This is a genomic window from Streptomyces sp. HUAS MG56 (genome assembly GCF_058673395.1).
This window is the reverse complement of sequence record NZ_CM178722.1, coordinates 3,221,780-3,245,248: the sequence shown is the minus strand read 5'-3', so window position 1 is coordinate 3,245,248 and position 23,469 is coordinate 3,221,780. Positions and strand designations below refer to the sequence as shown.

19 protein-coding genes, 3 rRNA genes and 1 pseudogene are annotated in these 23,469 nt (G+C 68.1%); 17 read left to right on the top strand and 6 right to left on the bottom strand.

The window, feature by feature from the left end:
- Positions 1-42 precede the first annotated feature (42 nt).
- A complete protein-coding gene (locus AC4OXY_RS15440; RefSeq protein ID WP_356031089.1) occupies positions 43-768 on the bottom strand; it encodes a transglycosylase SLT domain-containing protein in 726 nt (241 codons plus the stop codon).
- A 668-nt stretch (positions 769-1,436) separates the two neighbouring features.
- On the opposite strand from AC4OXY_RS15440, the gene AC4OXY_RS15435 reads away from it, so the two are divergent.
- The 4 genes from AC4OXY_RS15435 (at position 1,437) to AC4OXY_RS15420 (ending at position 4,076) form a co-directional block, all read left to right on the top strand.
- A complete protein-coding gene (locus AC4OXY_RS15435; protein WP_356031090.1) occupies positions 1,437-2,582 on the top strand; it encodes a GAF domain-containing sensor histidine kinase in 1,146 nt (381 codons plus the stop codon).
- The gene (locus AC4OXY_RS15430; RefSeq protein ID WP_356031091.1) at positions 2,575-3,216 is read left to right on the top strand and encodes a response regulator; all 642 of its coding nucleotides are present in this window, start codon (positions 2,575-2,577) and stop codon (positions 3,214-3,216) included. The genes AC4OXY_RS15435 and AC4OXY_RS15430 overlap by 8 nt, the downstream gene beginning before the upstream one ends.
- A gap of 194 nt (positions 3,217-3,410) precedes the next feature.
- The gene (locus tag AC4OXY_RS15425; protein ID WP_356031093.1) at positions 3,411-3,656 is read left to right on the top strand and encodes a chaplin; all 246 of its coding nucleotides are present in this window, start codon (positions 3,411-3,413) and stop codon (positions 3,654-3,656) included.
- Positions 3,657-3,836: 180 nt separating this feature from the next.
- A complete protein-coding gene (locus AC4OXY_RS15420) occupies positions 3,837-4,076 on the top strand; it encodes a chaplin (RefSeq protein WP_356031095.1) in 240 nt (79 codons plus the stop codon).
- 62 nt (positions 4,077-4,138) lie between these two features.
- On the opposite strand, the gene AC4OXY_RS15415 is transcribed toward AC4OXY_RS15420, so the two are convergent.
- Entirely contained in the window at positions 4,139-4,927 is a 789-nt protein-coding gene (locus AC4OXY_RS15415) for an Rv1486c family protein (RefSeq protein WP_356031096.1), read from the bottom strand.
- A gap of 150 nt (positions 4,928-5,077) precedes the next feature.
- Here AC4OXY_RS15415 and AC4OXY_RS15410 point away from each other — a divergent pair.
- The 3 genes and pseudogenes from AC4OXY_RS15410 to AC4OXY_RS15400 form a co-directional block, all read left to right on the top strand.
- Positions 5,078-5,608, top strand: a pseudogene (locus AC4OXY_RS15410) (ABC transporter ATP-binding protein); the annotation flags it as partial.
- A 328-nt stretch (positions 5,609-5,936) separates the two neighbouring features.
- Positions 5,937-6,368, top strand: coding sequence for an NfeD family protein (locus tag AC4OXY_RS15405; RefSeq protein WP_491994075.1), 432 nt, complete (start codon positions 5,937-5,939; stop codon positions 6,366-6,368).
- A gap of 109 nt (positions 6,369-6,477) precedes the next feature.
- Positions 6,478-7,437 carry an SPFH domain-containing protein gene (locus AC4OXY_RS15400; protein ID WP_356031101.1) on the top strand — a complete coding sequence of 320 codons (960 nt, stop codon included), beginning with the start codon at positions 6,478-6,480 and terminating at the stop codon, positions 7,435-7,437.
- Between the two features lie 39 nt (positions 7,438-7,476).
- Here the strand turns inward: AC4OXY_RS15400 and AC4OXY_RS15395 are convergent, their stop codons facing one another.
- The 3 genes from AC4OXY_RS15395 to AC4OXY_RS15385 all read right to left on the bottom strand — a co-directional run bounded on the left by AC4OXY_RS15395 (position 7,477) and on the right by AC4OXY_RS15385 (position 9,518).
- Complete coding sequence (locus AC4OXY_RS15395; RefSeq protein ID WP_356031102.1) at positions 7,477-7,983, bottom strand: HNH endonuclease; 507 nt, start codon at positions 7,981-7,983, stop codon at positions 7,477-7,479.
- 167 nt (positions 7,984-8,150) lie between these two features.
- Positions 8,151-8,690, bottom strand: coding sequence for a YbhB/YbcL family Raf kinase inhibitor-like protein (locus AC4OXY_RS15390; protein WP_356031104.1), 540 nt, complete (start codon positions 8,688-8,690; stop codon positions 8,151-8,153).
- Positions 8,691-8,735: 45 nt separating this feature from the next.
- On the bottom strand, positions 8,736-9,518 hold the full coding sequence (locus AC4OXY_RS15385; RefSeq protein WP_491994074.1) for a sporulation protein: 783 nt from the start codon (positions 9,516-9,518) through the stop codon (positions 8,736-8,738).
- A 100-nt stretch (positions 9,519-9,618) separates the two neighbouring features.
- Here AC4OXY_RS15385 and AC4OXY_RS15380 point away from each other — a divergent pair, with 100 nt between their 5' ends.
- From AC4OXY_RS15380 to AC4OXY_RS15355, 6 genes are all read left to right on the top strand, one after another.
- Positions 9,619-10,269, top strand: coding sequence for a DNA-3-methyladenine glycosylase (locus AC4OXY_RS15380; protein WP_356031107.1), 651 nt, complete (start codon positions 9,619-9,621; stop codon positions 10,267-10,269).
- A 520-nt stretch (positions 10,270-10,789) separates the two neighbouring features.
- Positions 10,790-12,315 (top strand): 16S ribosomal RNA (locus AC4OXY_RS15375).
- Between the two features lie 312 nt (positions 12,316-12,627).
- Positions 12,628-15,746 (top strand): 23S ribosomal RNA (locus AC4OXY_RS15370).
- A 104-nt stretch (positions 15,747-15,850) separates the two neighbouring features.
- Positions 15,851-15,967, top strand: a 5S ribosomal RNA gene (gene rrf / locus AC4OXY_RS15365).
- The 16S, 23S and 5S rRNA genes sit together here, the layout of an rRNA operon.
- A gap of 150 nt (positions 15,968-16,117) precedes the next feature.
- Positions 16,118-17,329: a hypothetical protein gene (locus tag AC4OXY_RS15360; protein ID WP_491994606.1), complete on the top strand. Its 1,212-nt coding sequence runs from the start codon at positions 16,118-16,120 to the stop codon at positions 17,327-17,329.
- A complete protein-coding gene (locus AC4OXY_RS15355) occupies positions 17,221-17,997 on the top strand; it encodes a tetratricopeptide repeat protein (RefSeq protein ID WP_491994605.1) in 777 nt (258 codons plus the stop codon). Before AC4OXY_RS15360 ends, AC4OXY_RS15355 begins: the two co-directional genes overlap by 109 nt.
- 110 nt (positions 17,998-18,107) lie before the next feature.
- Here the strand turns inward: AC4OXY_RS15355 and AC4OXY_RS15350 are convergent, their stop codons facing one another.
- The gene (locus AC4OXY_RS15350; protein WP_491994073.1) at positions 18,108-19,391 is read right to left on the bottom strand and encodes a DUF1015 domain-containing protein; all 1,284 of its coding nucleotides are present in this window, start codon (positions 19,389-19,391) and stop codon (positions 18,108-18,110) included.
- Between the two features lie 73 nt (positions 19,392-19,464).
- Between AC4OXY_RS15350 and AC4OXY_RS15345 the strand changes: the two genes are divergently transcribed.
- The 4 genes from AC4OXY_RS15345 to AC4OXY_RS15330 are packed head-to-tail and all read left to right on the top strand — an operon-like array spanning position 19,465 to position 23,465.
- Complete coding sequence (locus tag AC4OXY_RS15345; RefSeq protein ID WP_491994072.1) at positions 19,465-20,493, top strand: HAD-IIA family hydrolase; 1,029 nt, start codon at positions 19,465-19,467, stop codon at positions 20,491-20,493.
- 49 nt (positions 20,494-20,542) lie between these two features.
- Positions 20,543-21,586, top strand: a complete 1,044-nt coding sequence (locus tag AC4OXY_RS15340; protein WP_491994071.1) for a FecCD family ABC transporter permease — start codon at positions 20,543-20,545, stop codon at positions 21,584-21,586.
- The gene (locus tag AC4OXY_RS15335) at positions 21,583-22,629 is read left to right on the top strand and encodes a FecCD family ABC transporter permease (protein WP_491994070.1); all 1,047 of its coding nucleotides are present in this window, start codon (positions 21,583-21,585) and stop codon (positions 22,627-22,629) included. The genes AC4OXY_RS15340 and AC4OXY_RS15335 overlap by 4 nt, the downstream gene beginning before the upstream one ends.
- Positions 22,626-23,465: an ABC transporter ATP-binding protein gene (locus AC4OXY_RS15330; protein WP_491994069.1), complete on the top strand. Its 840-nt coding sequence runs from the start codon at positions 22,626-22,628 to the stop codon at positions 23,463-23,465. The genes AC4OXY_RS15335 and AC4OXY_RS15330 overlap by 4 nt, the downstream gene beginning before the upstream one ends.
- Positions 23,466-23,469 lie beyond the last annotated feature (4 nt).

The window sequence follows — 23,469 nt, the reverse complement described above, 5'->3', positions numbered from 1 at the left end:
GTGCCGCCCTTCGGCTTACGTAGCTGAGGTCCGCGCCAGGCCTCAGTACGCGCTGTTGACGTTGTCCATCGAGCCGTAACGGTGCGCCGCGTAGTTGGCGGCGGCGGTGATGTTGGCGACCGGGTTGTAGATGTCCCAGGACGTGCCCGACACGTGGTACGCGTTGAAGGTGGGCTGGATCACCTGGAGCAGACCCTTGGAGGGGATGCCGTTGATGGCGTTGATGTCCCAGTTGTTGATGGCCATCGGGTTGCCCGAGGACTCACGGAGGATGTTGCGGTACAGACCGTTGTAGGAGCCGGGGATGCCCTTGGAGCGCATGATGTCCAGGGACTCGCGGATCCAGCCGTCGAGGTTGTTGGCGTACGTCTTCGTGGCGGCGACCGTCTCCATCTGGGGGCGCTGGACGGAGCGGTTCGCGGCCTGGGAGGCGGCGCGGTCCTGGGCGGCCTTCTTCGCGGCGGCCTGGTCGGCGGCCTTCTTGGCCGCGGCGGCCTCGTCGGCCTTCTTCTGCGCGGCGATGCGGTCGAGCTTGACCGTGTCGGTGGCGGCCTGGTCGGTGACCGTGCCCTTGACGTTCTTCAGCGCCGTGCTGCTGCCCGCGACCTGGACGTGAGCGGCCGGGGCGCCGGTGACGGTGCCGGAGTGGCCGGGGGCGGCCGAGAAGGCGAGGGCGGCAGTGCCCAGAGCGGCGACACCGGCGACGGCGATCTTGCCCTGCTTGGTCAGGGCGCGGGTATGAACTCGGGTGAGAACGTTCTTGGGCATGGCTGATGGACCTCTCGTGAGCGCGGAGGTCGCTCCTGCGTCCGCCGGGGGAATCGGTTCCTCCCGCACGAACGCCGCGGGCCTCAGGACCACGGCGCTGAGCGACGAGAGCAATTCTTAGCTGGCGCAAAATGTGCAGGCAAAGGTGTGACCTACGATCCCCGGTAGTGGAGACGCGAAGGGCAAAACCGGACAGACTGGACCGTCTTTCCCGTTCGCGCGGGGAAGGTTTATCTCCTATGTCCCTTCGTACGTGATGTGGACCCTATGCGCGGGCTCACATCGCATCCGCGGAATTCTCACGAGGAGTTGCCCTCGCAACGCTGTGCGTGAGGGTTCTCCTCCTGGAGGACGAGAGCGACGGCGCCGCACTCGTGCCACAGGTAGAGCCCGGTCAGCCTCTCCTCGTAGGCGCGGTCGCCCGCGGCCCGTGCAGCCCGGTCGGCAGCCCGTCCACCACCCGCACCCGGCACTCCGGCATGCCGACCAGGTCCGCCCCGGCAGCACCGCCTCTGTCCCCGCACACGTGCCCGTACGCGCGCGCGTGGTGACCGCTCTGCACCGCGCGACACCGCTGGGCCCAGACCGGCGGTCCTAGGCCCAGGGGACCGGGGCGGGGCGGCGGCGGTCCGATCCGCGGTGTCACACCCCGCCGGTACCGTGAGGACATGAGTGAAGGCCCCCGGTCCGGCCTCGCCGCGGTGAGTGCCGCGTTGCTGGCCATGAGCAGGCACCTGGAGGTGCGCGACGTCCTCAAGACGATCGTCGCCTCCGCCCGCGAACTGCTCGACGCGCAGTACGCCGCCCTCGGCGTCCCCGACGATCACGGCGGCTTCGCCCAGTTCGTCGTCGACGGCGTCAGCGACGCCCAGTGGAAGGCCATCGGCCCGCTGCCCCGCCAGCACGGCATCCTCGCCGCGATGCTGCGCGACGCCCGCCCCGAGCGCCTCGCCGACGTGCGCAAGGACCCCCGCTTCGAGGGCTGGCCGACCGCCCACCCCGACCTGGTCGACTTCCTGGGCCTGCCCATCCGCGACGGCGACGAGGTCATCGGCGCCCTCTTCCTCGCGAACAAGAACTGCCCCAAGCCCGAGGGGAGTTGCGGTTTCACCGCCGAGGACCAGGAACTGCTCTCCATCCTCGCCCAGCACGCCGCCATCGCCCTCACCAACGCCCGGCTCTACGAACGCAGCCGCGAACTCACCATCGCCGAGGAACGCTCCCGCCTCGCCCACGAGCTGCACGACGCTGTCAGCCAGAAGCTCTTCTCACTGCGCCTGACCGCCCAGGCCGCCGCCGCACTGGTCGACCGCGACCCCGTGCGCGCGAAGGGCGAGCTCCAGCAGGTCGCCGCGCTCGCCGCCGAGGCGGTCGACGAACTGCGCGCCGCCGTCGTGGAGTTGCGCCCCGCCGCCCTCGACGAGGACGGCCTGATCGCCACCCTGCGCACCCAGACCCAGGTCCTCGACCGCGCCCACACCGCGCGCGTGACCTTCACCAGCACCGGCTTCCGCGCCCTGCCCGCGGCCCAGGAGGAGGCACTGCTCCGGGTCGCCCAGGAGGCCCTGCACAACGCGCTGCGCCACTCCGGCGCCGAGCGCGTCGCGGTGAGCGTGGACCGGCGCGGCGCCGGCGCCGCGCTGCGCGTCAGCGACGACGGCACCGGCTTCGACCCGCAGGCCGTCCGCCGCGCCGGCCGGCATCTGGGCCTGGTCTCGATGCGGGACCGGGCGAGCGGGGTCGGCGGCACACTGACCGTGGAATCGGTGCCCGGCAAGGGCACCACGATCGAGCTGGAGGTCCCCGGTGGCTGACCCGATCAAGGTGCTGCTCGTCGACGACCACCAGGTCGTCCGCCGGGGCCTGCGCACCTTCCTGGAGGTCCAGGACGACATCGAGGTGGTCGGCGAGGCCGCCGACGGCGCCGAGGGAGTCGCCCGCGCCGAGGAACTGCGCCCGGACGTCGTCCTGATGGACGTCAAGATGCCGGGCATGGACGGCATCGAGGCGCTGCGCAAGCTCCGCGAACTCGCCAACCCCGCACGCGTGCTCATCGTCACCAGCTTCACCGAACAGCGCACGGTCGTCCCGGCCCTGCGCGCGGGCGCCGCCGGGTACGTCTACAAGGACGTGGACCCCGACGCGCTCGCCGGCGCCATCCGCTCCGTGCACGCCGGCCACGTCCTGCTGCAGCCGGAGGTCGCGGGCGCGCTGCTCTCCCAGGAGGACTCCAACTCCGGCCAGGGCAGAGGAGGTTCGCTCACCGAGCGGGAGAGCGAGGTGCTCGGCCTGATCGCGGACGGCCGCTCCAACCGCGAGATAGCCCGCGCCCTCGTCCTGTCCGAGAAGACCGTCAAGACCCACGTCTCCAACATCCTGATGAAACTCGACCTCGCCGACCGCACCCAGGCGGCGCTGTGGGCCGTGCGCCACGGTGTGAGCGGCTGAAACGCCCGCTCCGGCGTCTCCCCGCCACGCCACCACGGCCGTCACGCACGGCAACCTCAAGGGTCATGTTCCGGACTGAGATTCATACCGTCGTGGGAATGTCACCCGGCTGGCGCATCCTCCGGCGCGCCACGCCGTTCTCCAGTGCGTGCCGCGGCGAACCGCCGTGGTGAACGCCTAGGAGGGGTTGGAAAGTGAAGAACCTGAAGAAGGCAGCGGCCGTGACGATTGCCGCCGGTGGTCTGGTGGCGGCCGGTGCGGGCCTGGCCTCCGCCCACGGTGGCTCCCAGGCCTCCGGCGAGGCCCAGGGCTCCCCGGGTGTCGTCTCGGGCAATGTCGTTCAGGTGCCGGTGCACATCCCGGTGAACGCGGTCGGCAACAGCGTGAGCGTCATCGGCGCGCTGAACCCGGCCTTCGGCAACCTCGGCGTCAACCACTGAGTCCTGCCGAACACTGACCACAGGCCTCCCGTGTGCACCGGGAGGCCTTTCAGTTTGTCGTGCGACTGCACCGAACGGGCCCTCGAACCGCCGCGGCCGTACCCCTTCGGGGCCTTCGCCGTTGGGCAACGCACGATCCACGGCCGGGTCGTACCAGCACACGCAGGAGGTACCCGCCCCATGAACATCGCCAAGAAGGCCGTATTCGCCGTGGCCCTCGCCGGTATCGCCGCGAGCGCGTCCGCCGGTGTCGCCGCCGCGGACGCCGGCGCCCAAGGAGCGGCCGTGAAGTCTCCTGGCGTCATCGCCGGCAACCTCGGTCAGCTGCCGGTGCACGTCCCGGTGAACGCGGTCGGCAACAGCGGCAACGTGATCGGCGCCCTGAACCCGGCCTTCCACAACGACGCCGCCAACCTCTGACGACCGGCTGACCACGGCAGAGGGCTCCCCCCGGCACCGCCGCCCGGGGGAGCCCTTCGTGTTCAGCGCGCCCCGCGCTCCCGCTCCTCCACGATCGAGTTGTACGCGGCCACCTGCGCCCGCCGTGCCGTTCGCTCCACGGGCCGCAAGGCCTCGGCCCGCGCGGCCATCTCACCGGCGCTGACCGCACCCCCGTGCCCTTTGCCGTACGCCAGCGACACCAGCAGCGCGACCCGCCGCGCCAGCTCCAGCACCCGCACCGCGCGCGGTGGATACCCCGGCGCCAGCACCTCCCGGCCGTGCTCGGCCCGCGCCCGGTACGCGTCGATCGCCGCCTCCGCCACCGGACCGGACGCGGCGACATCGAGCTTCGACAGCACCTCGGTCGCCTCGCGCAGCGCCTCCGCCAGCTCCCGCTCGGCCTCGCCCAGCGACGGCACGTCGGCGGGCGGCGCCTCCCGCACCGGCAGTACGTGCCAGACCACCTCGGCATGCACATCACCCGCGGGCCCGACCTCGTACACCTCCGGCACCAGCCCCAACGCCGCACCGAAGCAGACCACCGCCTCCTCGGCCTCCAGCGCCCGCGCGTTGAACTCCGGCGGACCGCTCAGCCCCAGCGGATGGCCGGACGCCGGCAGCGCCACCCGCAGCCCCGTCGCCCCCAGCGTCCGCAGCCGGCCCAGCGCGAGCGTGAGCCCGACCGGAGCGGACTCGCCGGGCAGCCCCTCCACCCGGTGCACCGCGTCCTCGCCGACGATGGCGAGAGCGGCGTCGTCCGGAGAGACAAGTCCGGCCAAAAGGGCATTTCCCCAAGCGGCGAGGCGTCCTGAACGCGGTTCCGAGAGCATGCCCCCACCCTAAGGACCGGACCGATGGAATGGAGCCGGGCACTCGTGGCGTAGATTTCAGGAGGGCCTCGCCCACAAGCGCGGCGGCCCGAGCCACAGGCGTACGCGACAGCCGAGACCGGCCACACTGCAAGGGGAGACAACGCGCTCATGAGCGATGTTCTGGAGCTTCAGGACGTATCCGTGGTCCGTGAGGGCCGGGCTCTGGTGGACCAGGTCTCCTGGTCGGTGAAGGAGGGCGAGCGCTGGGTCATCCTCGGCCCCAACGGCGCGGGCAAGACCACCCTCCTGAACGTCGCCTCCAGCTACCTCTACCCCAGCCAGGGCACCGCCACGATCCTCGGCGAGACCCTCGGCAGGCCCGGCACCGACGTCTTCGAGCTGCGCCCCCGCATCGGCGTGGCCGGCATCGCCCTCGCCGAGAAGCTCCCCAAGCGCCAGACCGTCCTCCAGACCGTCCTCACCGCCGCCTACGGCATGACCGCCGGCTGGCAGGAGGAGTACGAGGACGTCGACGAGCAGCGCGCCCGCGCCTTCCTCGACCGCCTCGGCATGAGCGACTACCTCGACCGGAGGTTCGGCACCCTCTCCGAGGGCGAGCGCAAGCGCACCCTCATCGCCCGCGCCCTGATGACCGACCCGGAGCTGCTCCTCCTCGACGAGCCCGCCGCCGGCCTCGACCTCGGCGGCCGCGAGGACCTGGTCCGCCGCCTCGGCCGGCTCGCCCGCGACCCGATCGCCCCCTCCATGATCATGGTCACGCACCACGTCGAGGAGATCGCCCCCGGCTTCACCCACGTCCTCATGATCCGCCAGGGCAAGGTCCTCGCCGCCGGCCCGATCGAGCTGGAGCTCAGCTCCCGCAACCTCTCCCGCTGCTTCGGCCTCCCGCTCGTCGTCGAGCAGGTCGGCGACCGCTGGACCGCCCAGGGCCTGCCCCTGTCCTGACCCCGTCGCACTTCCCTTTTGCGCCCTGTCCGCCGTCCGACCGCCGCCCTACCATGACCGTGTGAACGACATCGACGCATGGGTGTGGTGGCTCGTCGGCGCGGCGGCACTCGGGATCCCGCTCGTCGTCACCGCGATGCCGGAGTTCGGCATGCTCGCGGTGGGAGCCGTCGCGGCCGCGGTCGCCGCCACACTCGGCTTCGACGCCGTCGCCCAGGTCCTCGCGTTCGTCATCGTCTCCGTCGCGCTCATCGCCGTCGTCCGGCCCATCGCCGCCCGGCACACCAGGCAGAGCCCCCGACTCGCCACCGGAATCGACGCGTTGAGAGGCAAGCAAGCCGTCGTGCTGGAGCGGGTCGACGGCTCCGGCGGCCGCATCAAACTCGCCGGCGAAGTCTGGTCGGCCCGCGCCCTGGACACCGAACGCGCCTACGAAGTCGGCCAGGAGGTGGACGTCGTGGAGATCGAGGGAGCCACCGCGATCGTCATCTGAGCCATCCGACAAGCGAGTTGGGCGCCAGTCTGTCAGACTCGACCAGCAAGATCTTCCACAGTCATGAATCTGCCGAAGAGGCGCGGCGGAGAGGGGTACGGGGAACACGATGGAACCGGTCATCATCGTCCTGGTCATTCTGGTGGTGTTGGTCTTCATCGCCCTGATCAAGACCATCCAGGTCATCCCACAGGCCAGCGCCGCCATCGTCGAGCGCTTCGGCCGCTACACGCGCACCCTCAACGCGGGCCTCAACATCGTGGTCCCGTTCATCGACACCATCCGCAACCGCATCGACCTGCGCGAACAGGTCGTACCGTTCCCGCCCCAGCCGGTGATCACCCAGGACAACCTGGTCGTCAACATCGACACGGTGATCTACTACCAGGTGACGGACGCCCGCGCCGCCACCTACGAGGTCGCCAGCTACATCCAGGCGATCGAGCAGCTGACCGTCACCACGCTCCGCAACATCATCGGCGGCATGGACCTCGAACGCACCCTCACCTCCCGCGAGGAGATCAACGCGGCCCTGCGCGGCGTCCTCGACGAGGCCACCGGCAAATGGGGCATCCGCGTCAACCGCGTCGAGCTGAAGGCCATCGAACCACCGACCTCCATCCAGGACTCGATGGAGAAGCAGATGCGCGCCGACCGTGACAAGCGCGCCGCGATCCTCACCGCCGAAGGTACGCGCCAGGCCGCCATCCTCACCGCCGAGGGTGAGAAGCAGTCCCAGATCCTGCGCGCCGAGGGTGAGGCCAAGGCCGCCGCCCTGCGCGCCGAGGGCGAGGCCCAGGCGGTCCGTACGGTCTTCGAGGCCATCCACGCCGGCGACCCGGACCAGAAGCTCCTGTCCTACCAGTACCTCCAGATGCTCCCGAAGATCGCCGAAGGCGACGCCAACAAGCTCTGGATCGTCCCGAGCGAGATCGGCGACGCCCTCAAGGGCCTCTCCGGCGCGATGGGCAACTTCGGCCCCCTGGGCGGCGGTTCGGGAGGCGGCGGCAACTCCATCCCGCCCCAGAACAACGGCACGGAACGCCGGGAGAAGCCCAGCATCGACTAGCGGCACACGGGATGCCGCCGAAGCGAACTCGGCAGACGCTCAGGCGGCATCCCGGGCAAGCCACTCCGGCAGCGCCGCGAAGTCCTCCTGGCCCAGCGCCAGGAGCATCGCGTCCGCCGGCGTCGGCTCGAACGGCTCCCGCAGCAGCTCCATCCCCGCCTGCTCCGGAGTCCTGTCGGCCTTCCGGTGATTGTCCTCCGCACACGCGGCGACGGTATTCAGCCAGGTGTCCTGCCCACCCTGCGCCCGCGGCAGCACATGGTCCACCGTCGTCGCCCTGCGCCCGCAGTACGCGCACCGGTGCCGGTCCCGGACCAGCACCCCCCGCCTCGACCACGGAGCTTGTCTTCGGAACGGCACCCGTACATACCTGCACAGTCTGATCACCCGCGGCGCGGGTATGTCCACAGCGGCACCGCGCATGCGCAGTTCGGGATGGGCCTGCTCGACGACGGCCTTGTCCTGGAGCACCAGGACGACAGCTCGGTTCAAGGTCACCGTCGACAGCGGCTCGAAGCTCGCGTTCAGCACCAGCGTGTCCCGCATCCAGCCCACCTCCCGTGTGCACCTGCCCAGCCCCGGCGGGCTTGGATCAACTCTGGACGGGCGCGCCGAGATGGACAACGCAATAAAAAATGCCCGCCTCCGATCACTTCCAAGACCGGAGGCGGGCAAACGTTCAATGAACGCTCGACTGAATCCCGGCGCCGCGCTCAGCCCTGCCGGCGGTTCTCGTACTCACCGATGAGCTGGGCACGCGCGATCGCGTGGAACCGCAGATTGAATCCGACGACGGCCGGCGACACATCGCCGTCCGGGCCGAGCTTCTCCTGGTCCACCGCGTACACCGTGAAGACGTACCGGTGCGGCCCGTCCCCGGGCGGCGGCGCGGCACCGCCGAAGTCCTTCGACCCGTAGTCGTTGCGCACGTGCACCGCACCCGCCGGCAGCCCCTTGAAGCCGGCGCTGCCCGCACCCGCCGGCAACTCCGTCACCGAGGCCGGGATGTCGAACAGGACCCAGTGCCAGAACCCGCTGCCGGTCGGCGCGTCGGGGTCGTAGCAGGTCACGGCGAAGCTCTTGGTCTCCGGCGGGAAGCCCTCCCAGCGCAGCTGCGGCGAGGTGTTGCCCCCCGCGTAGACCTGAGCGTCCTTGAGCGTCGCGCCCTCCCGGACGTCCTCGCTCGTCACCGTGAACGACGGCACGGGCGGATGGAAATCGTGGGGGAGCGGCCGCCGCTTCAGCTCGGTCACCTCGGTACCTCCTGATCGATGATCTGGAACCAGCAGTTCCCGAGCCTAGAACCAGTTGCGCTTGCTGCCGACCTCGGACAGCCACTGGTTGAGGTAAGCCGCCCAGTCGGTCCCCTGCCAGTCGTTCAGCCCCACCTGGAAGGACCGGAAGGTGTCCGAACCCTCGCTGAACAGACCCGGCTTCTTGTCCATCTCCAGCACGACGTCCATCGCGTGCGCGTCGGCCACGAAGCTCAGCTCGACCTGGTTCAGCCCCCGGTACTGGGACGGCGGGTAGAACTCGATCTCCTGGTAGAAGGGGAGCGTCTGCCGCGTACCCCGGATGTGGCCGCGCTCCATGTCCGCGTTCTTGAACCGGAAGCCCAGCTGGATGAAGGCGTCCAGGATCGCCTTCTGCGCCGGCAGCGGATGGACGTTGATCGGGTCCAGGTCGCCGGAGTCCACGGCCCGCGCGATCGCCAGCTCGGTCGTCACCCCGATGTGTATCCCGCGCAGCGCCTGCCCGTCGATCATCGTGACCGGCGTCTCCCAGGGGATCTCCAGTCCGAACGGCACCGCGTGCACCGCGCCCGCCTGCAGCTCGAAGGCCCCGCCGAGCCGCACCTTGGTGAACTCGATGTCCTGCTTGTACTCCTGGTCGCCGCTCTCCACCTCGACCTTGGCCTGGAGCCCGACCGACAACCCCTCGATGTTCTGGTTCACGGACCCGCCCTGGATACGCACCTCACCCTGGACGACGCCACCAGGCACCGTGTTGACCTCCGTCAGCACGGTCTCGACCGAAGCCCCACCGGCACCGAGGCTCGCGAGCAGCTTCTTGAACGCCATTGACTCTCCCTTTACGAACGGACCTCGACCCCTACAAACGCGCTCCACCCCCGACCGGTTCCGCCGGCGCCACGCCGCGCCTGCACTAATCTCGGTCGGCATGATCGCGTCCCCGGACCGTACGCCGTTGCCCAGAGCATTCTTCGACCGCCCGGTCCTGGAGGTGGCGCCCGATCTCCTCGGCCGCATCCTCGTCCGTACGACCCCCGACGGCCCGATCGCCCTCCGCCTCACGGAGGTGGAGGCGTACGACGGCCCGAACGACCCCGGCTCACACGCCTATCGAGGCCGCACCGCCCGCAACGAGGTGATGTTCGGACCCCCGGGACACGTGTACGTCTACTTCACCTACGGCATGTGGCACTGCATGAACCTCGTCTGCGGCCCCGAGGGCCGGGCGAGCGCCGTCCTGCTCCGCGCAGGCGAGGTGATCGAGGGCGCCGACCTCGCCCGCAAACGTCGACTTTCGGCCCGTAACGACAAGGAACTGGCCAAAGGCCCGGCCCGCCTGGCCACTGCCCTGGAGGTCGACCGCGCTCTGAACGGCACGGACGCGTGCGCCACCGGCGAGACGCCTCTGCGCATGCTGACCGGCAGGAAGATCCCCGCTCACCAGGTACGGAACGGCCCGCGCACCGGAGTCGCCGGCGAAGGCGGCAACGGCGAGGTCCATCCCTGGCGTTACTGGGTCGACGGCGACCCGACGGTGAGCCCCTACCGGGCCCATGTACCGAGGCGCCGCTCAAGTTGACGCGTCCTGGGGAAGTGCGTAACGTATCCCGAGCCGCTGAACCGGGTACGGCAATCGCCAGCAGCCGGAGCGGCCACCCCACTACCTAGTTGCACCCCCTTTGCGGGGTCGATTTCGGCGCGCCCGCGTGCCCGAAATTCGAACTCGCGGGACTCGATTATGAGTCGCCGAGGGAATGAGCTAACGTAGTGAATGTCGAAAGGCCGACGGACGAAAATCCAAAAGCCCAAAGACAACCCGCCGACTGGGAGTCAGACGCCGAAAGGATCTGATAGAGTCGGAAACACCGGAGGGAAGCCCGGAGGAAAGCCCGAGAGGGTGAGTACAAAGGAAGCGACCGTTCCTTGAGAACTCAACAGCGTGCCAAAAATCAACGCCAGATTAGTTGATACCCCGTCTCCGGTCATCACGACCGGGGCGAGGTTCCTTTGAAAAACACAGCGAGGACGCTGTGAACCGGGAGGACTATTCCTCCTCCTGGTTCCACTCTCGTGGTGTTCGACCGGATTACCGGTAAACATTCACGGAGAGTTTGATCCTGGCTCAGGACGAACGCTGGCGGCGTGCTTAACACATGCAAGTCGAACGATGAAGCCCTTCGGGGTGGATTAGTGGCGAACGGGTGAGTAACACGTGGGCAATCTGCCCTTCACTCTGGGACAAGCCCTGGAAACGGGGTCTAATACCGGATATGACCGTCTTGGGCATCCTTGACGGTGTAAAGCTCCGGCGGTGAAGGATGAGCCCGCGGCCTATCAGCTTGTTGGTGAGGTAATGGCTCACCAAGGCGACGACGGGTAGCCGGCCTGAGAGGGCGACCGGCCACACTGGGACTGAGACACGGCCCAGACTCCTACGGGAGGCAGCAGTGGGGAATATTGCACAATGGGCGAAAGCCTGATGCAGCGACGCCGCGTGAGGGATGACGGCCTTCGGGTTGTAAACCTCTTTCAGCAGGGAAGAAGCGCAAGTGACGGTACCTGCAGAAGAAGCGCCGGCTAACTACGTGCCAGCAGCCGCGGTAATACGTAGGGCGCAAGCGTTGTCCGGAATTATTGGGCGTAAAGAGCTCGTAGGCGGCTTGTCACGTCGGGTGTGAAAGCCCGGGGCTTAACCCCGGGTCTGCATTCGATACGGGCTAGCTAGAGTGTGGTAGGGGAGATCGGAATTCCTGGTGTAGCGGTGAAATGCGCAGATATCAGGAGGAACACCGGTGGCGAAGGCGGATCTCTGGGCCATTACTGACGCTGAGGAGCGAAAGCGTGGGGAGCGAACAGGATTAGATACCCTGGTAGTCCACGCCGTAAACGGTGGGAACTAGGTGTTGGCGACATTCCACGTCGTCGGTGCCGCAGCTAACGCATTAAGTTCCCCGCCTGGGGAGTACGGCCGCAAGGCTAAAACTCAAAGGAATTGACGGGGGCCCGCACAAGCAGCGGAGCATGTGGCTTAATTCGACGCAACGCGAAGAACCTTACCAAGGCTTGACATACACCGGAAAGCATTAGAGATAGTGCCCCCCTTGTGGTCGGTGTACAGGTGGTGCATGGCTGTCGTCAGCTCGTGTCGTGAGATGTTGGGTTAAGTCCCGCAACGAGCGCAACCCTTGTTCTGTGTTGCCAGCATGCCCTTCGGGGTGATGGGGACTCACAGGAGACCGCCGGGGTCAACTCGGAGGAAGGTGGGGACGACGTCAAGTCATCATGCCCCTTATGTCTTGGGCTGCACACGTGCTACAATGGCCGGTACAATGAGCTGCGATACCGTGAGGTGGAGCGAATCTCAAAAAGCCGGTCTCAGTTCGGATTGGGGTCTGCAACTCGACCCCATGAAGTCGGAGTTGCTAGTAATCGCAGATCAGCATTGCTGCGGTGAATACGTTCCCGGGCCTTGTACACACCGCCCGTCACGTCACGAAAGTTGGTAACACCCGAAGCCGGTGGCCCAACCCCTTGTGGGAGGGAGTCGTCGAAGGTGGGACTAGCGATTGGGACGAAGTCGTAACAAGGTAGCCGTACCGGAAGGTGCGGCTGGATCACCTCCTTTCTAAGGAGCACTTCTTACCGGGCTCTGCTCGGTCAGAGGCCAGTACATCGGCGAGTGTCCGATGCTGGTTGCTCATGGGTGGAACGTTGATTATTCGGCACGGTCCAGGACGGACCAGGCGCTAGTACTGCTCTTCGGGGCGTGGAACGCTGATCTGGTCGGCTGGTCGTGCCGGGCACGCTGTTGGGTGTCTGAGGGAATGATCTGATCTTCTCCTCAGTCGCCGGCCCCAGTGCACTCGGACCTTATGGGTTCGGGGTGATGGGTGGCTGGTCGTTGTTTGAGAACTGCACAGTGGACGCGAGCATCTGTGGCCAAGTTTTTAAGGGCGCACGGTGGATGCCTTGGCACCAGGAACCGATGAAGGACGTGGGAGGCCGCGATAGTCCCCGGGGAGTCGTCAACCAGGCTTTGATCCGGGGGTTTCCGAATGGGGAAACCCGGCAGTCGTCATGGGCTGTCACCCGCTGCTGAACACATAGGCAGTGTGGAGGGAACGAGGGGAAGTGAAACATCTCAGTACCCTCAGGAAGAGAAAACAACCGTGATTCCGGGAGTAGTGGCGAGCGAAACCGGATGAGGCCAAACCTATGGCGTGTGAGACCCGGCAGGGGTTGCGTCGTGGGGGTTGTGGGATCTCTCTTTCACGGTCTGCCGGCCGTGAGACGAGTCAGAAACCGTTGATGTAGGCGAAGGACATGCGAAAGGTCCGGCGTAGAGGGTAAGACCCCCGTAGTCGAAACGTCAGCGGCTCGTTTGAGAGACACCCAAGTAGCACGGGGCCCGAGAAATCCCGTGTGAATCTGGCGGGACCACCCGCTAAGCCTAAATATTCCCTGGTGACCGATAGCGGATAGTACCGTGAGGGAATGGTGAAAAGTACCCCGGGAGGGGAGTGAAATAGTACCTGAAACCGTGTGCCTACAAGCCGTGGGAGCGTCGGAATGTGCTTGCACATTCTCGTGACTGCGTGCCTTTTGAAGAATGAGCCTGCGAGTTTGCGGTGTGTTGCGAGGTTAACCCGGGTGGGGAAGCCGTAGCGAAAGCGAGTCCGAACAGGGCGATTCAGTAGCACGCTCAAGACCCGAAGCGGAGTGATCTAGCCATGGGCAGGTTGAAGCGGAGGTAAGACTTCGTGGAGGACCGAACCCACCAGGGTTGAAAACCTGGGGGATGACCTGTGGTTAGGGGTGAAAGGCCAATCAAACTCCGTGATAGCTGGTTCTCCCCGAAATGCATTTAGGTGCAGCGTCGTGTGTTTCTTGCCGGAGGTAGAGCACTGGATAGGCGATGGGCCCTACCGGGTTACTGACCTTAGCCAAACTCCGAATGCCGGTAAGTGAGAGCGCGGCAGTGAGACTGTGGGGGATAAGCTCCATGGTCGAGAGGGAAACAGCCCAGAGCATCGACTAAGGCCCCTAAGCGTACGCTAAGTGGGAAAGGATGTGGAGTCGCACAGACAACCAGGAGGTTGGCTTAGAAGCAGCCACCCTTGAAAGAGTGCGTAATAGCTCACTGGTCTAGTGATTCCGCGCCGACAATGTAGCGGGGCTCAAGCGTACCGCCGAAGTCGTGTCATTCACACAATAGGGCCAACGCCTGTGTGGATGGGTAGGGGAGCGTCGTCTGCCGGGTGAAGCGGCACTGGAAGGTAGTCGTGGACGGTTGACGAGTGAGAATGCAGGCATGAGTAGCGATACAAACGTGAGAAACGTTTGCGCCGATTGACTAAGGGTTCCTGGGTCAAGCTGATCTGCCCAGGGTAAGTCGGGACCTAAGGCGAGGCCGACAGGCGTAGTCGATGGATAACCGGTTGATATTCCGGTACCCGCTGTGAAGCGTCAAACATCGAGCATCGTGATGCTAAGGCCGTGAAGCCGTTCCGGACCCTTCGGGGAATGGAAAGTGGTGGAGCCGCCGGACCAAGCGGTTAGTAGGTGAGTGATGGGGTGACGCAGGAAGGTAGTCCATCCCGGGCGGTGGTTGTCCCGGGGTAAGGGTGTAGCCCGAGTGGTAGGCAAATCCGCCACTCATGCAGGGTGAGACCTGATGCCGAGCCGATTGTGGTGAAGTGGATGATCCTATGCTGTCGAGAAAAGCCTCTAGCGAGTTTCATGGCGGCCCGTACCCTAAACCGACTCAGGTGGTCAGGTAGAGAATACCGAGGCGTTCGGGTGAACTATGGTTAAGGAACTCGGCAAAATGCCCCCGTAACTTCGGGAGAAGGGGGGCCACGTCTGGTGACGGCACTTGCTGCCAGAGCTGGGGGTGGCCGCAGAGACCAGCGAGAAGCGACTGTTTACTAAAAACACAGGTCCGTGCGAAGCCGTAAGGCGATGTATACGGACTGACGCCTGCCCGGTGCTGGAACGTTAAGGGGACCGGTTAGCTCCATTTCGGTGGGGCGAAGCTGAGAACTTAAGCGCCAGTAAACGGCGGTGGTAACTATAACCATCCTAAGGTAGCGAAATTCCTTGTCGGGTAAGTTCCGACCTGCACGAATGGCGTAACGACTTCTCGACTGTCTCAACCATAGGCCCGGTGAAATTGCACTACGAGTAAAGATGCTCGTTTCGCGCAGCAGGACGGAAAGACCCCGGGACCTTTACTACAGTTTGATATTGGTGTTCGGTTCGGCTTGTGTAGGATAGCTGGGAGACTTTGAAGCGGGCACGCCAGTGTTCGTGGAGTCGTCGTTGAAATACCAGTCTGGTCGTGCTGGATGTCTAACCTGGGTCCGTGATCCGGATCAGGGACAGTGTCTGATGGGTAGTTTAACTGGGGCGGTTGCCTCCTAAAGAGTAACGGAGGCGCCCAAAGGTTCCCTCAGCCTGGTTGGCAATCAGGTGTTGAGTGTAAGTGCACAAGGGAGCTTGACTGTGAGACCGACGGGTCGAGCAGGGACGAAAGTCGGGACTAGTGATCCGGCGGTGGCTTGTGGAAGCGCCGTCGCTCAACGGATAAAAGGTACCCCGGGGATAACAGGCTGATCTTCCCCAAGAGTCCATATCGACGGGATGGTTTGGCACCTCGATGTCGGCTCGTCGCATCCTGGGGCTGGAGTCGGTCCCAAGGGTTGGGCTGTTCGCCCATTAAAGCGGTACGCGAGCTGGGTTTAGAACGTCGTGAGACAGTTCGGTCCCTATCCGCTGTGCGCGTAGGAGTCTTGAGAAGGGCTGTCCCTAGTACGAGAGGACCGGGACGGACGAACCTCTGGTGTGCCAGTTGTTCTGCCAAGGGCATGGCTGGTTGGCTACGTTCGGGAGGGATAACCGCTGAAAGCATCTAAGCGGGAAGCCTGCTTCGAGATGAGGACTCCCACCCACTTGATGGGGTAAGGCTCCCAGTAGACGACTGGGTTGATAGGCCGGATCTGGAAGCACCGTGAGGTGTGGAGGTGACCGGTACTAATAGGCCGAGGGCTTGTCCTCAGTTGCTCGCGTCCACTGTGTTAGTTCTGAGGCAACGACCGTTGCCGGCTTTGAGCAGAACGCATAACTACAAAGTGTGCTTGTTCGCTCGAAACCATTAGGGTTTCGGTGGTCATAGCGTGAGGGAAACGCCCGGTTACATTCCGAACCCGGAAGCTAAGCCTCACAGCGCCGATGGTACTGCAGGGGGGACCCTGTGGGAGAGTAGGACGCCGCCGAACAATCTTTGGAGGACCCCTGGTCCCAGCGTTCAGCTGGGACCAGGGGTCCTTTTGTTTTTACAATGCTTGCGGTACCGAAGACAGGAGTCACCATGTCCACCAACTCGCCCGACGACCGACCGGAGCGCGACCAGCGGCGACGGGACAGTGGTGACCGCGGTGATCGTGGCGGCTACCGCGGGGACCGCCGTGACAACGACCGCCGTGGTAGCGACCGTCGTGATGACCGGGGTGGCTACGGCCGGCGCGACGACAACCGCGGTGGCTTCCGGCGCGATGACCGGCGCGATGACCGGCGTGATGACCGGCGTGATGATCGTCGTGGTGGTTACGGCGAGCGTGGTGACCGTGGTGATCGTGGTGGTTACGGCGGTCGTAGGGATGACCGTCGTGAGGGCGACCGGGGTGCGCGTCCGGCGTTCCAGCGGGACGACCGGGACCGTGGGCCGCGTCGGGACGACCACCGCCGCGACGACCGTGGCGGTGACCGTGGTGGTTTCCGCCGTGACGACCGTGGCGGCGACCGTCCGGCCTTCCGCCGCGACGACGACCGCGGTGGCTACGGGCGCCGCGACGACCGCCGTGACGACCGGCGCGGCGACGACCGCGGCGGTTACGGCCGGCGTGACGACAACCGCGGTGGTGGCTACTCCGGCGATCGCGAGCGTGGTGGCTTCCGGCGCGATGACCGGCGCGATGACCGGCGTGATGATCGTCGTGGTGGTTACGGCGAGCGTGGTGACCGTGGTGATCGTGGTGGTTACGGCGGTCGTAGGGATGACCGTCGTGAGGGCGACCGGGGTGCGCGTCCGGCGTTCCAGCGGGACGACCGGGACCGTGGGCCGCGTCGGGACGACCACCGCCGCGACGACCGTGGCGGTGACCGTGGTGGTTTCCGCCGTGACGACCGTGGCGGCGACCGTCCGGCCTTCCGCCGCGACGACGACCGCGGTGGCTACGGGCGCCGCGACGACCGCCGTGACGACCGGCGCGGCGACGACCGCGGCGGTTACGGCCGGCGTGACGACAACCGCGGCGAGCGCGGTGAGCGGAGCGGGTTCCGGGGACGGGACGACCGTGGTGCCCGTGGGCCCCGTCGGGACGACCGCGGTGGTCGGCCCGGTGGCTTCCGCCGTGACGATCGTCGTGATGACCGCCGTGACGACCGGGGCGGCTACGGCCGCCGCGACGACAGCCGCGGCGGCGGCCGCTTCCGTGACGAGCGGGAGCGCGACCGGGAGCCGATCAAGCGGCTGCCCATCCCGGAGGACGTCACCGGTGACGAGATCGACAAGGACGTCCGGCAGGAGCTCCAGAGCCTGCCCAAGACGCTCGCCGAGGACGTCGCCAGGAACCTGGTGATGGTCGCCCGCCTCATCGACGAGGACCCCGAGGGCGCCTACGGCTACTCCAAGGTGGCCCTGCGCCTGGCGTCCCGCGTGGCCGCCGTACGCGAGGCCGCCGGGTTCGCCGCGTACGCGAACCAGAAGTACAGCGAGGCCCTGGCCGAGTTCCGGGCTGCCCGACGGATGACCGGCACCGTGGAGCTGTGGCCGGTGATGGCCGACTGCGAGCGTGGGCTCGGGCGGCCGGAGAAGGCGCTGGACATGGCCGGTGCTCCCGAGGTGCACAAGCTGGACAAGGCCGGTCAGGTCGAGATGCGCCTGGTCGCGGCCGGTGCCCGGCGTGACATGGGCCAGCTGGACGCGGCCATCGTGACCCTCCAGAGCCCCGAGCTGGCCTCCAACTCGGTGCAGGCGTGGACCGCCCGGCTGCGCTACGCCTACGCCGACGCCCTGCTGGCCGCCGGCCGGGACGGCGAGGCGCGTGAGTGGTTCGCCAAGGCCGTCGAGGCCGACCGGGACGGCAGCACGGACGCCTCGGACCGGCTCGCCGAGCTGGACGGCGTGGAGTTCGTCGACGCCCTCGACGAGAGCGACGGCGAGGCCGCGAAGGCCTCGGAGCCTGGGGAGAACCACGGCGAGGACGCCGACGAGGAGGGCACCGACGAGGCCGCTGACAAGGACTGACGTCCGTTGACTGACGTCCGTCACTGAAAAGAGGGCAGGCCCCCCGCGGGGGTCTGCCCTCTTTCGCGTTGTGGTCGTCCTCGGCGGTCGTCCTCGGACGTGCTGCCTGCTCAGGTCTCCAGGGCCCGCAGGACCAGCCCCGTCGCCGGTTTCGGGCCGAAGGACGTCGACTTGCGCGGCATGGTGACACCCTGGCGGGCCAGGTCGCGTACGACCTCCTCGCGGACGGGGTGCATCAGGACGGCCGTACCGCCGTCGCGTTCCGCCTTGGCGACCGTCGCGGCCGTGTCGTGGATGTAGGCGATGTGGGCGGGGGAGTCCTCGGGGATGTGCCAGACGTGGTCGAGGAGCGTGGCGTGCAGGACGGTGGCGTCCAGGGAGCGCCAGGCGGCCGGGCGGTCGGCCGGGACCGTGCGGGCCAGCAGGTCCGGGTCCGGGTGGTCGAGCAGGTGGAAGGCACCGTCGCCGGCCAGCAGGAAGGCGTTGCCCGTGCAGGTCGCGTCCGCGAGCACGTCCAGGGCCTCGGCCAGCGGGGCGTCGAGGTGCCGCACCCGGAACAGGCCTTCCACGGCGGCCAGCGCGTCCGCGACCGGCAGGCCGTGCAGCAGGCGGTGGATGGCGCGCACGCGCAGCGGGTAGCGGGCGGTGTCGACGAGGAGGACCAGGCCGTAGTCCCAGGCGCTGGGGGTGGGCTGCTCCGCGCGGAGCAGCCGGTAGGTGGCCCAGCGGTGGTGACCGTCGGCGATCAGGGCCTGGTGCCGGGCGAGGTCGTCCTGGACCAGGGTCAGCTCGGCGGGGTCGGTGAGCGACCACAGGCGGTGGTGGAAGCCGTCCTCGGTGGTCGTGGAGAGCAGCGGGGGCCGCTGCGCCGTGCGCTCGATGACCTCGGCGGTCGTGCCGTTGCCGCGGTAGGTCAACAGGAGCGGTTCCAGGTTCGCGCGCGTGGCGCGCATCAGGTCCGCGCGGTCGGCGACGACGGGCGGCATGACGTCCTCGTGCGGCAGCACCACGCCCTCGGACGGCTCCGAGATCCGCAGCGCGCCGATGACACCGCGCTGGAGCAGGCCGTCGCCGTCTCTCTGCTCGTAGACGTACAGGCCGGGTTCCGGATCCGTGGTGAGGATGCCCTCGGCGAGCCAGCGGCGCAGGGTGTCTGCCGCCTGTTCGGTGCGGGCGCTCGGGGTGCCGGCCTCGGGCAGGATCAGCCGGACGATGTTGTGCGGGTCGGCGGACTGGAGGTGGTGTACCCCGTCGGGCCGGACGACCACGTCGTACGGCGGGGACGTGACGGAGGCGAGGCTGCCGACCCGTTCGGGGTCGTAGCGAAGGCCTCGGAACGGCGTGAGTTCCAGGCCTCGGCGCGCCTTCGCTTCCGAGTGACCTGCGGTATTCATCCCGGCATCGTACGTGTGTCAGTGGCGTGCGGGATGATCGGGGGAAAGGCGATCGAACGAGGAGCGATGTGGAATGAGCCAGGCGGTCAGGACGAGGCCCGAGGGCAGTGGGCAGCCCCTGAGCGAGGCGTACGACACGGCGCTGCTCGATCTGGACGGGGTGGTGTACGCGGGCGGGAACGCGATCGCGCACGCCGTCGACTCGCTGGCGGTGGCGCGGACGGGCGGGATGCATCTGGCGTACGTCACGAACAACGCGCTGCGCACGCCGGACGCGGTGGCGGAGCACCTCACGGAGCTGGGCATACCGACGGGGACGGACGACGTCATCACGTCCGCGCAGGCCGTGGCGCGGCTGATCAGCGAGCAGGTGCCGGCGGGGGCGCGGGTGCTGGTCGTCGGCGGTGAGGGGCTGCGGGTGGCGCTGCGCGAGCGGGGGCTGAATCCGGTGGAGTCGGCGGACGACGATCCGGCGGCCGTGGTGCAGGGCTTCGGCGGGCCGGAGCTGACCTGGGGGCGGTTCGCGGAGGCGTCGTACGCGGTGGCGCGCGGGGTGCCGTGGTTCGCGTCCAACACGGACCTGACGATCCCGAGCGGGCGGGGCATCGCGCCGGGCAACGGGGCGGCGGTGGAGGTCGTGCGGATCGCGACGGGCAAGGAGCCGCAGGTGGCGGGCAAGCCGCTGCCGCCGATGCACAAGGAGACGATCATCCGTACCGGCGCGCGGCGGCCGCTGGTGGTCGGGGACCGGCTGGACACGGACATCGAGGGCGCGTTCAACGGCGGGGTGGACTCGCTGCTGGTGCTGACCGGTGTCACCGACGGGGCCCGGCTGCTGTCCGCGCCGCCGCAGCACCGGCCGACGTACGTGGACGCCGATCTGCGCGGGCTGCTCACCGGTCAGCCGGAGGTCACGGCGGCGGGCGAGGGTTTCCGCTGCGGCGGCTGGACGGCGGCGGCCGGGTCGGACCGGCTGGAGCTGGAGGGCGACGGCGAGGCGCTGGACGGGCTGCGGGCGCTGTGCGCGGCGGCCTGGACGGCGGCCGGGGAGGGCTCCTGCGAGCTGGACGGGGGGAAGGCGCTGGCGCGGCTCGGACTGTGAGGGACCCCGGGGATCGAGATCGGGAGCGAGGGTAGGCTAACCTAACCTCGTGTTGGTCGACAGTCCTCCGGAACAGCGCGCGGAGACCGCCCCCGCGCCCTCAAGTCGCAAGGCGGTACGGGCTCTTGGGCTCCTGCTCTCCGTCGTGGTCCTGGTGCTCGTCGCTCTGGCGAGCATCGCGATCGGGGCGAAAGCACTGTCGCCGGACCAGGTCTGGCACGGCCTGTTCCACGACACGGGCACATACGGCGATGTCGTCGTGGACGAGCGGGTCTCGCGCACGGTGCTCGGGCTGCTCGCCGGGGCCGCGCTCGGTCTGTCCGGTGCCGTGCTCCAGGCGCTCACCCGCAATCCGCTGGCCGATCCCGGGCTGCTCGGGATCAACGCGGGTGCCTCCGCGGCCGTCGTCACCGCCATCACCTGTCTCGGCGTCACCAGCCTCACCGGCTATGTGTGGTTCGCCTTCCTCGGCGCCGCGGCGGTCGGCGCGCTGGTGTGGTTCCTCGGCGGCAGCCGCGGCGCCACCCCGGTCCGCCTGGCCCTCGCCGGTACGGCCGTCAGCGCGGCCCTCTACGGCTATCTCCAGGCCGTGATGATCACGGACGACGCGGCGCTGGGCAAGATGCGCTTCTGGACGGTGGGTTCGCTGGCCTCGGCCACGAACGCGACCATCGTGCAGGTGCTGCCGTTCCTCGCGGCCGGCACGCTGCTGGCGCTCGGGCTGGCCCGGCCGCTGAACGCCGTGGCCATGGGCGACGACACGGCCCGTGCCCTCGGCGCCCACCTGGGCCGCACCCGCGCGCTCGCCATGCTGGCCGCCACCGTGCTGTGCGGTGCCGCGACCGCCGCCTGCGGTCCGATCGTGTTCGTCGGCCTGATGGTGCCGCACGTCGTGCGCTCCTTCACCGGCCCCGACCTGCGCTGGATCCTGCCGTACGCCACGGTCCTGTCGCCCGTGCTGCTGCTCGGCGCCGACGTGATCGGCCGGGTCGTGGCCCGCCCCTCGGAACTCCAGGTCGGCATCGTCACCGCGCTCATCGGCGGCCCGGTCTTCATCTTTCTCGTACGACGGCGGAGGACGGCCCAGCTGTGAAGACCTCAACCGTGAACCGGGCCCTGCGCACGCCCGGCGGGCTCTCGCTGCGCCTGGACGTGCGGGCCGTGCTCGTCGTCGTCATCCTGCTGGTGGCCGCCGGTGCCGCGGGCGTGCTGCTGATCGGCACCGGCGACGCGAAGATCCCGGCGGCCGACGTGCTGAGGACCCTCGCCGGGAACGGCACCGCCTACCAGGACTTCATCGTCAACGAGTTGCGGCTGCCGCGGGTCCTGGTCGGCCTGCTGGTCGGTGCCTCGCTCGGCCTCGGCGGCGCCCTCTTCCAGTCCGTCTCCCGCAACCCCCTCGGCAGCCCCGACGTCCTCGGTCTGTCGCAGGGCTCCACGGCCGGCGCGCTGGTCGTCATCGTGCTGATGTCCGGCACCGCCGCCCAGGTCACCCTCGGCGCGCTGATCGGCGGTCTGGCGACCGGATGCGCCATCTATCTGCTCGCCTGGAAGCAGGGCGTGCACGGATACCGGCTGGTCCTGGTCGGTATCGGCATCTCCGCTGTCGCCACCGCGATCAACGGCTATCTGCTCACCAAGGCCGACATCGTCGACGCGGCCCGCGCGGTCGTGTGGATGACCGGCTCCCTCAACGGCCGTGACTGGGACCAGGTCTGGCCGCTGCTCGCCCTGTGCGCCGTCCTCGTCCCGGTCGTGCTCGCGAACGCGCGCGGCCTGCGGATGATGGAGATGGGCGACGACGTCGCGGGCGCCCTCGGGGTGCGCGTGCAGCGCGTCCGGCTGGTGCTGATGGTCTCCAGCGTGCTGCTCACCGCCGCCGCCACGGCCGCCGCCGGACCCGTCGCCTTCGTCGCGCTCACCGCCCCGCAGCTCGCCCGGCGCCTGACCCGCTCGCCGGGCCCGAACCTGGTGCCCTCCCTGTGCATGGGCGCCGCCCTGCTGGTCGCCGCCGACTGGGCCTCGCAGCGCGCCTTCGGCGCCGACCAGCTGCCCGTCGGCGTGGTCACCGGCGTCCTCGGCGGCGGCTATCTGCTCTGGCTGCTGGTCACCGAGCGCAGGGCGGGCCGGATATGAGCGGCACGCACACGAACACCCCTAGGAGCACTGTGAACCGCCTGTCCGCCGAGAACGTCACCCTTGCCTACGAACAGCGCGTCATCGCCGAGCAGTTGTCGGTGGAGATCCCCGACAACTCCTTCACGGTGATCGTCGGCCCGAACGCGTGCGGCAAGTCGACACTGTTGCGGGCGCTGTCGCGGATGCTCAAGCCCAGTGCGGGCCGGGTGCTGCTCGACGGGCAGGTCATCCAGTCGATGCCGGCGAAGAAGGTGGCCCGCACCCTCGGCCTGCTGCCGCAGTCGTCCATCGCGCCCGACGGCATCACCGTCGCCGACCTCGTCGGCCGCGGCCGCTACCCGCACCAGGGGCTGCTGCGCCAGTGGTCGACGGAGGACGAGCGGGTCGTGCGGGAGTCCATGCGGCAGACCGGGGTCGCGGAGCTCGCCGACCGGTACGTCGACGAGCTCTCCGGCGGGCAGCGCCAGCGGGTGTGGATCGCCATGGCGCTGGCCCAGCAGACCCCGCTGCTGCTCCTGGACGAGCCGACCACCTACCTCGACATCCAGCACCAGATCGACGTCCTCGACCTGTGCGCCGAGCTGCACGAGACCCAGGGCCGCACCCTCGTCGCCGTCCTGCACGACCTCAACCACGCGGCCCGCTACGCCACCCATCTGATCGCGCTGCGCGGCGGCACGGTCGTCGCCGAGGGTGCCCCGAACGACATCGTCACGGCCGAACTGGTCGAGGAGGTCTTCGGGCTGCGCTGCCAGATCATCGACGACCCCGAGACCGGGACCCCGCTGGTGGTGCCGGCCGCGCGCAAGGCCAGGGCCGCGGCGGCGTCCTGAGCAC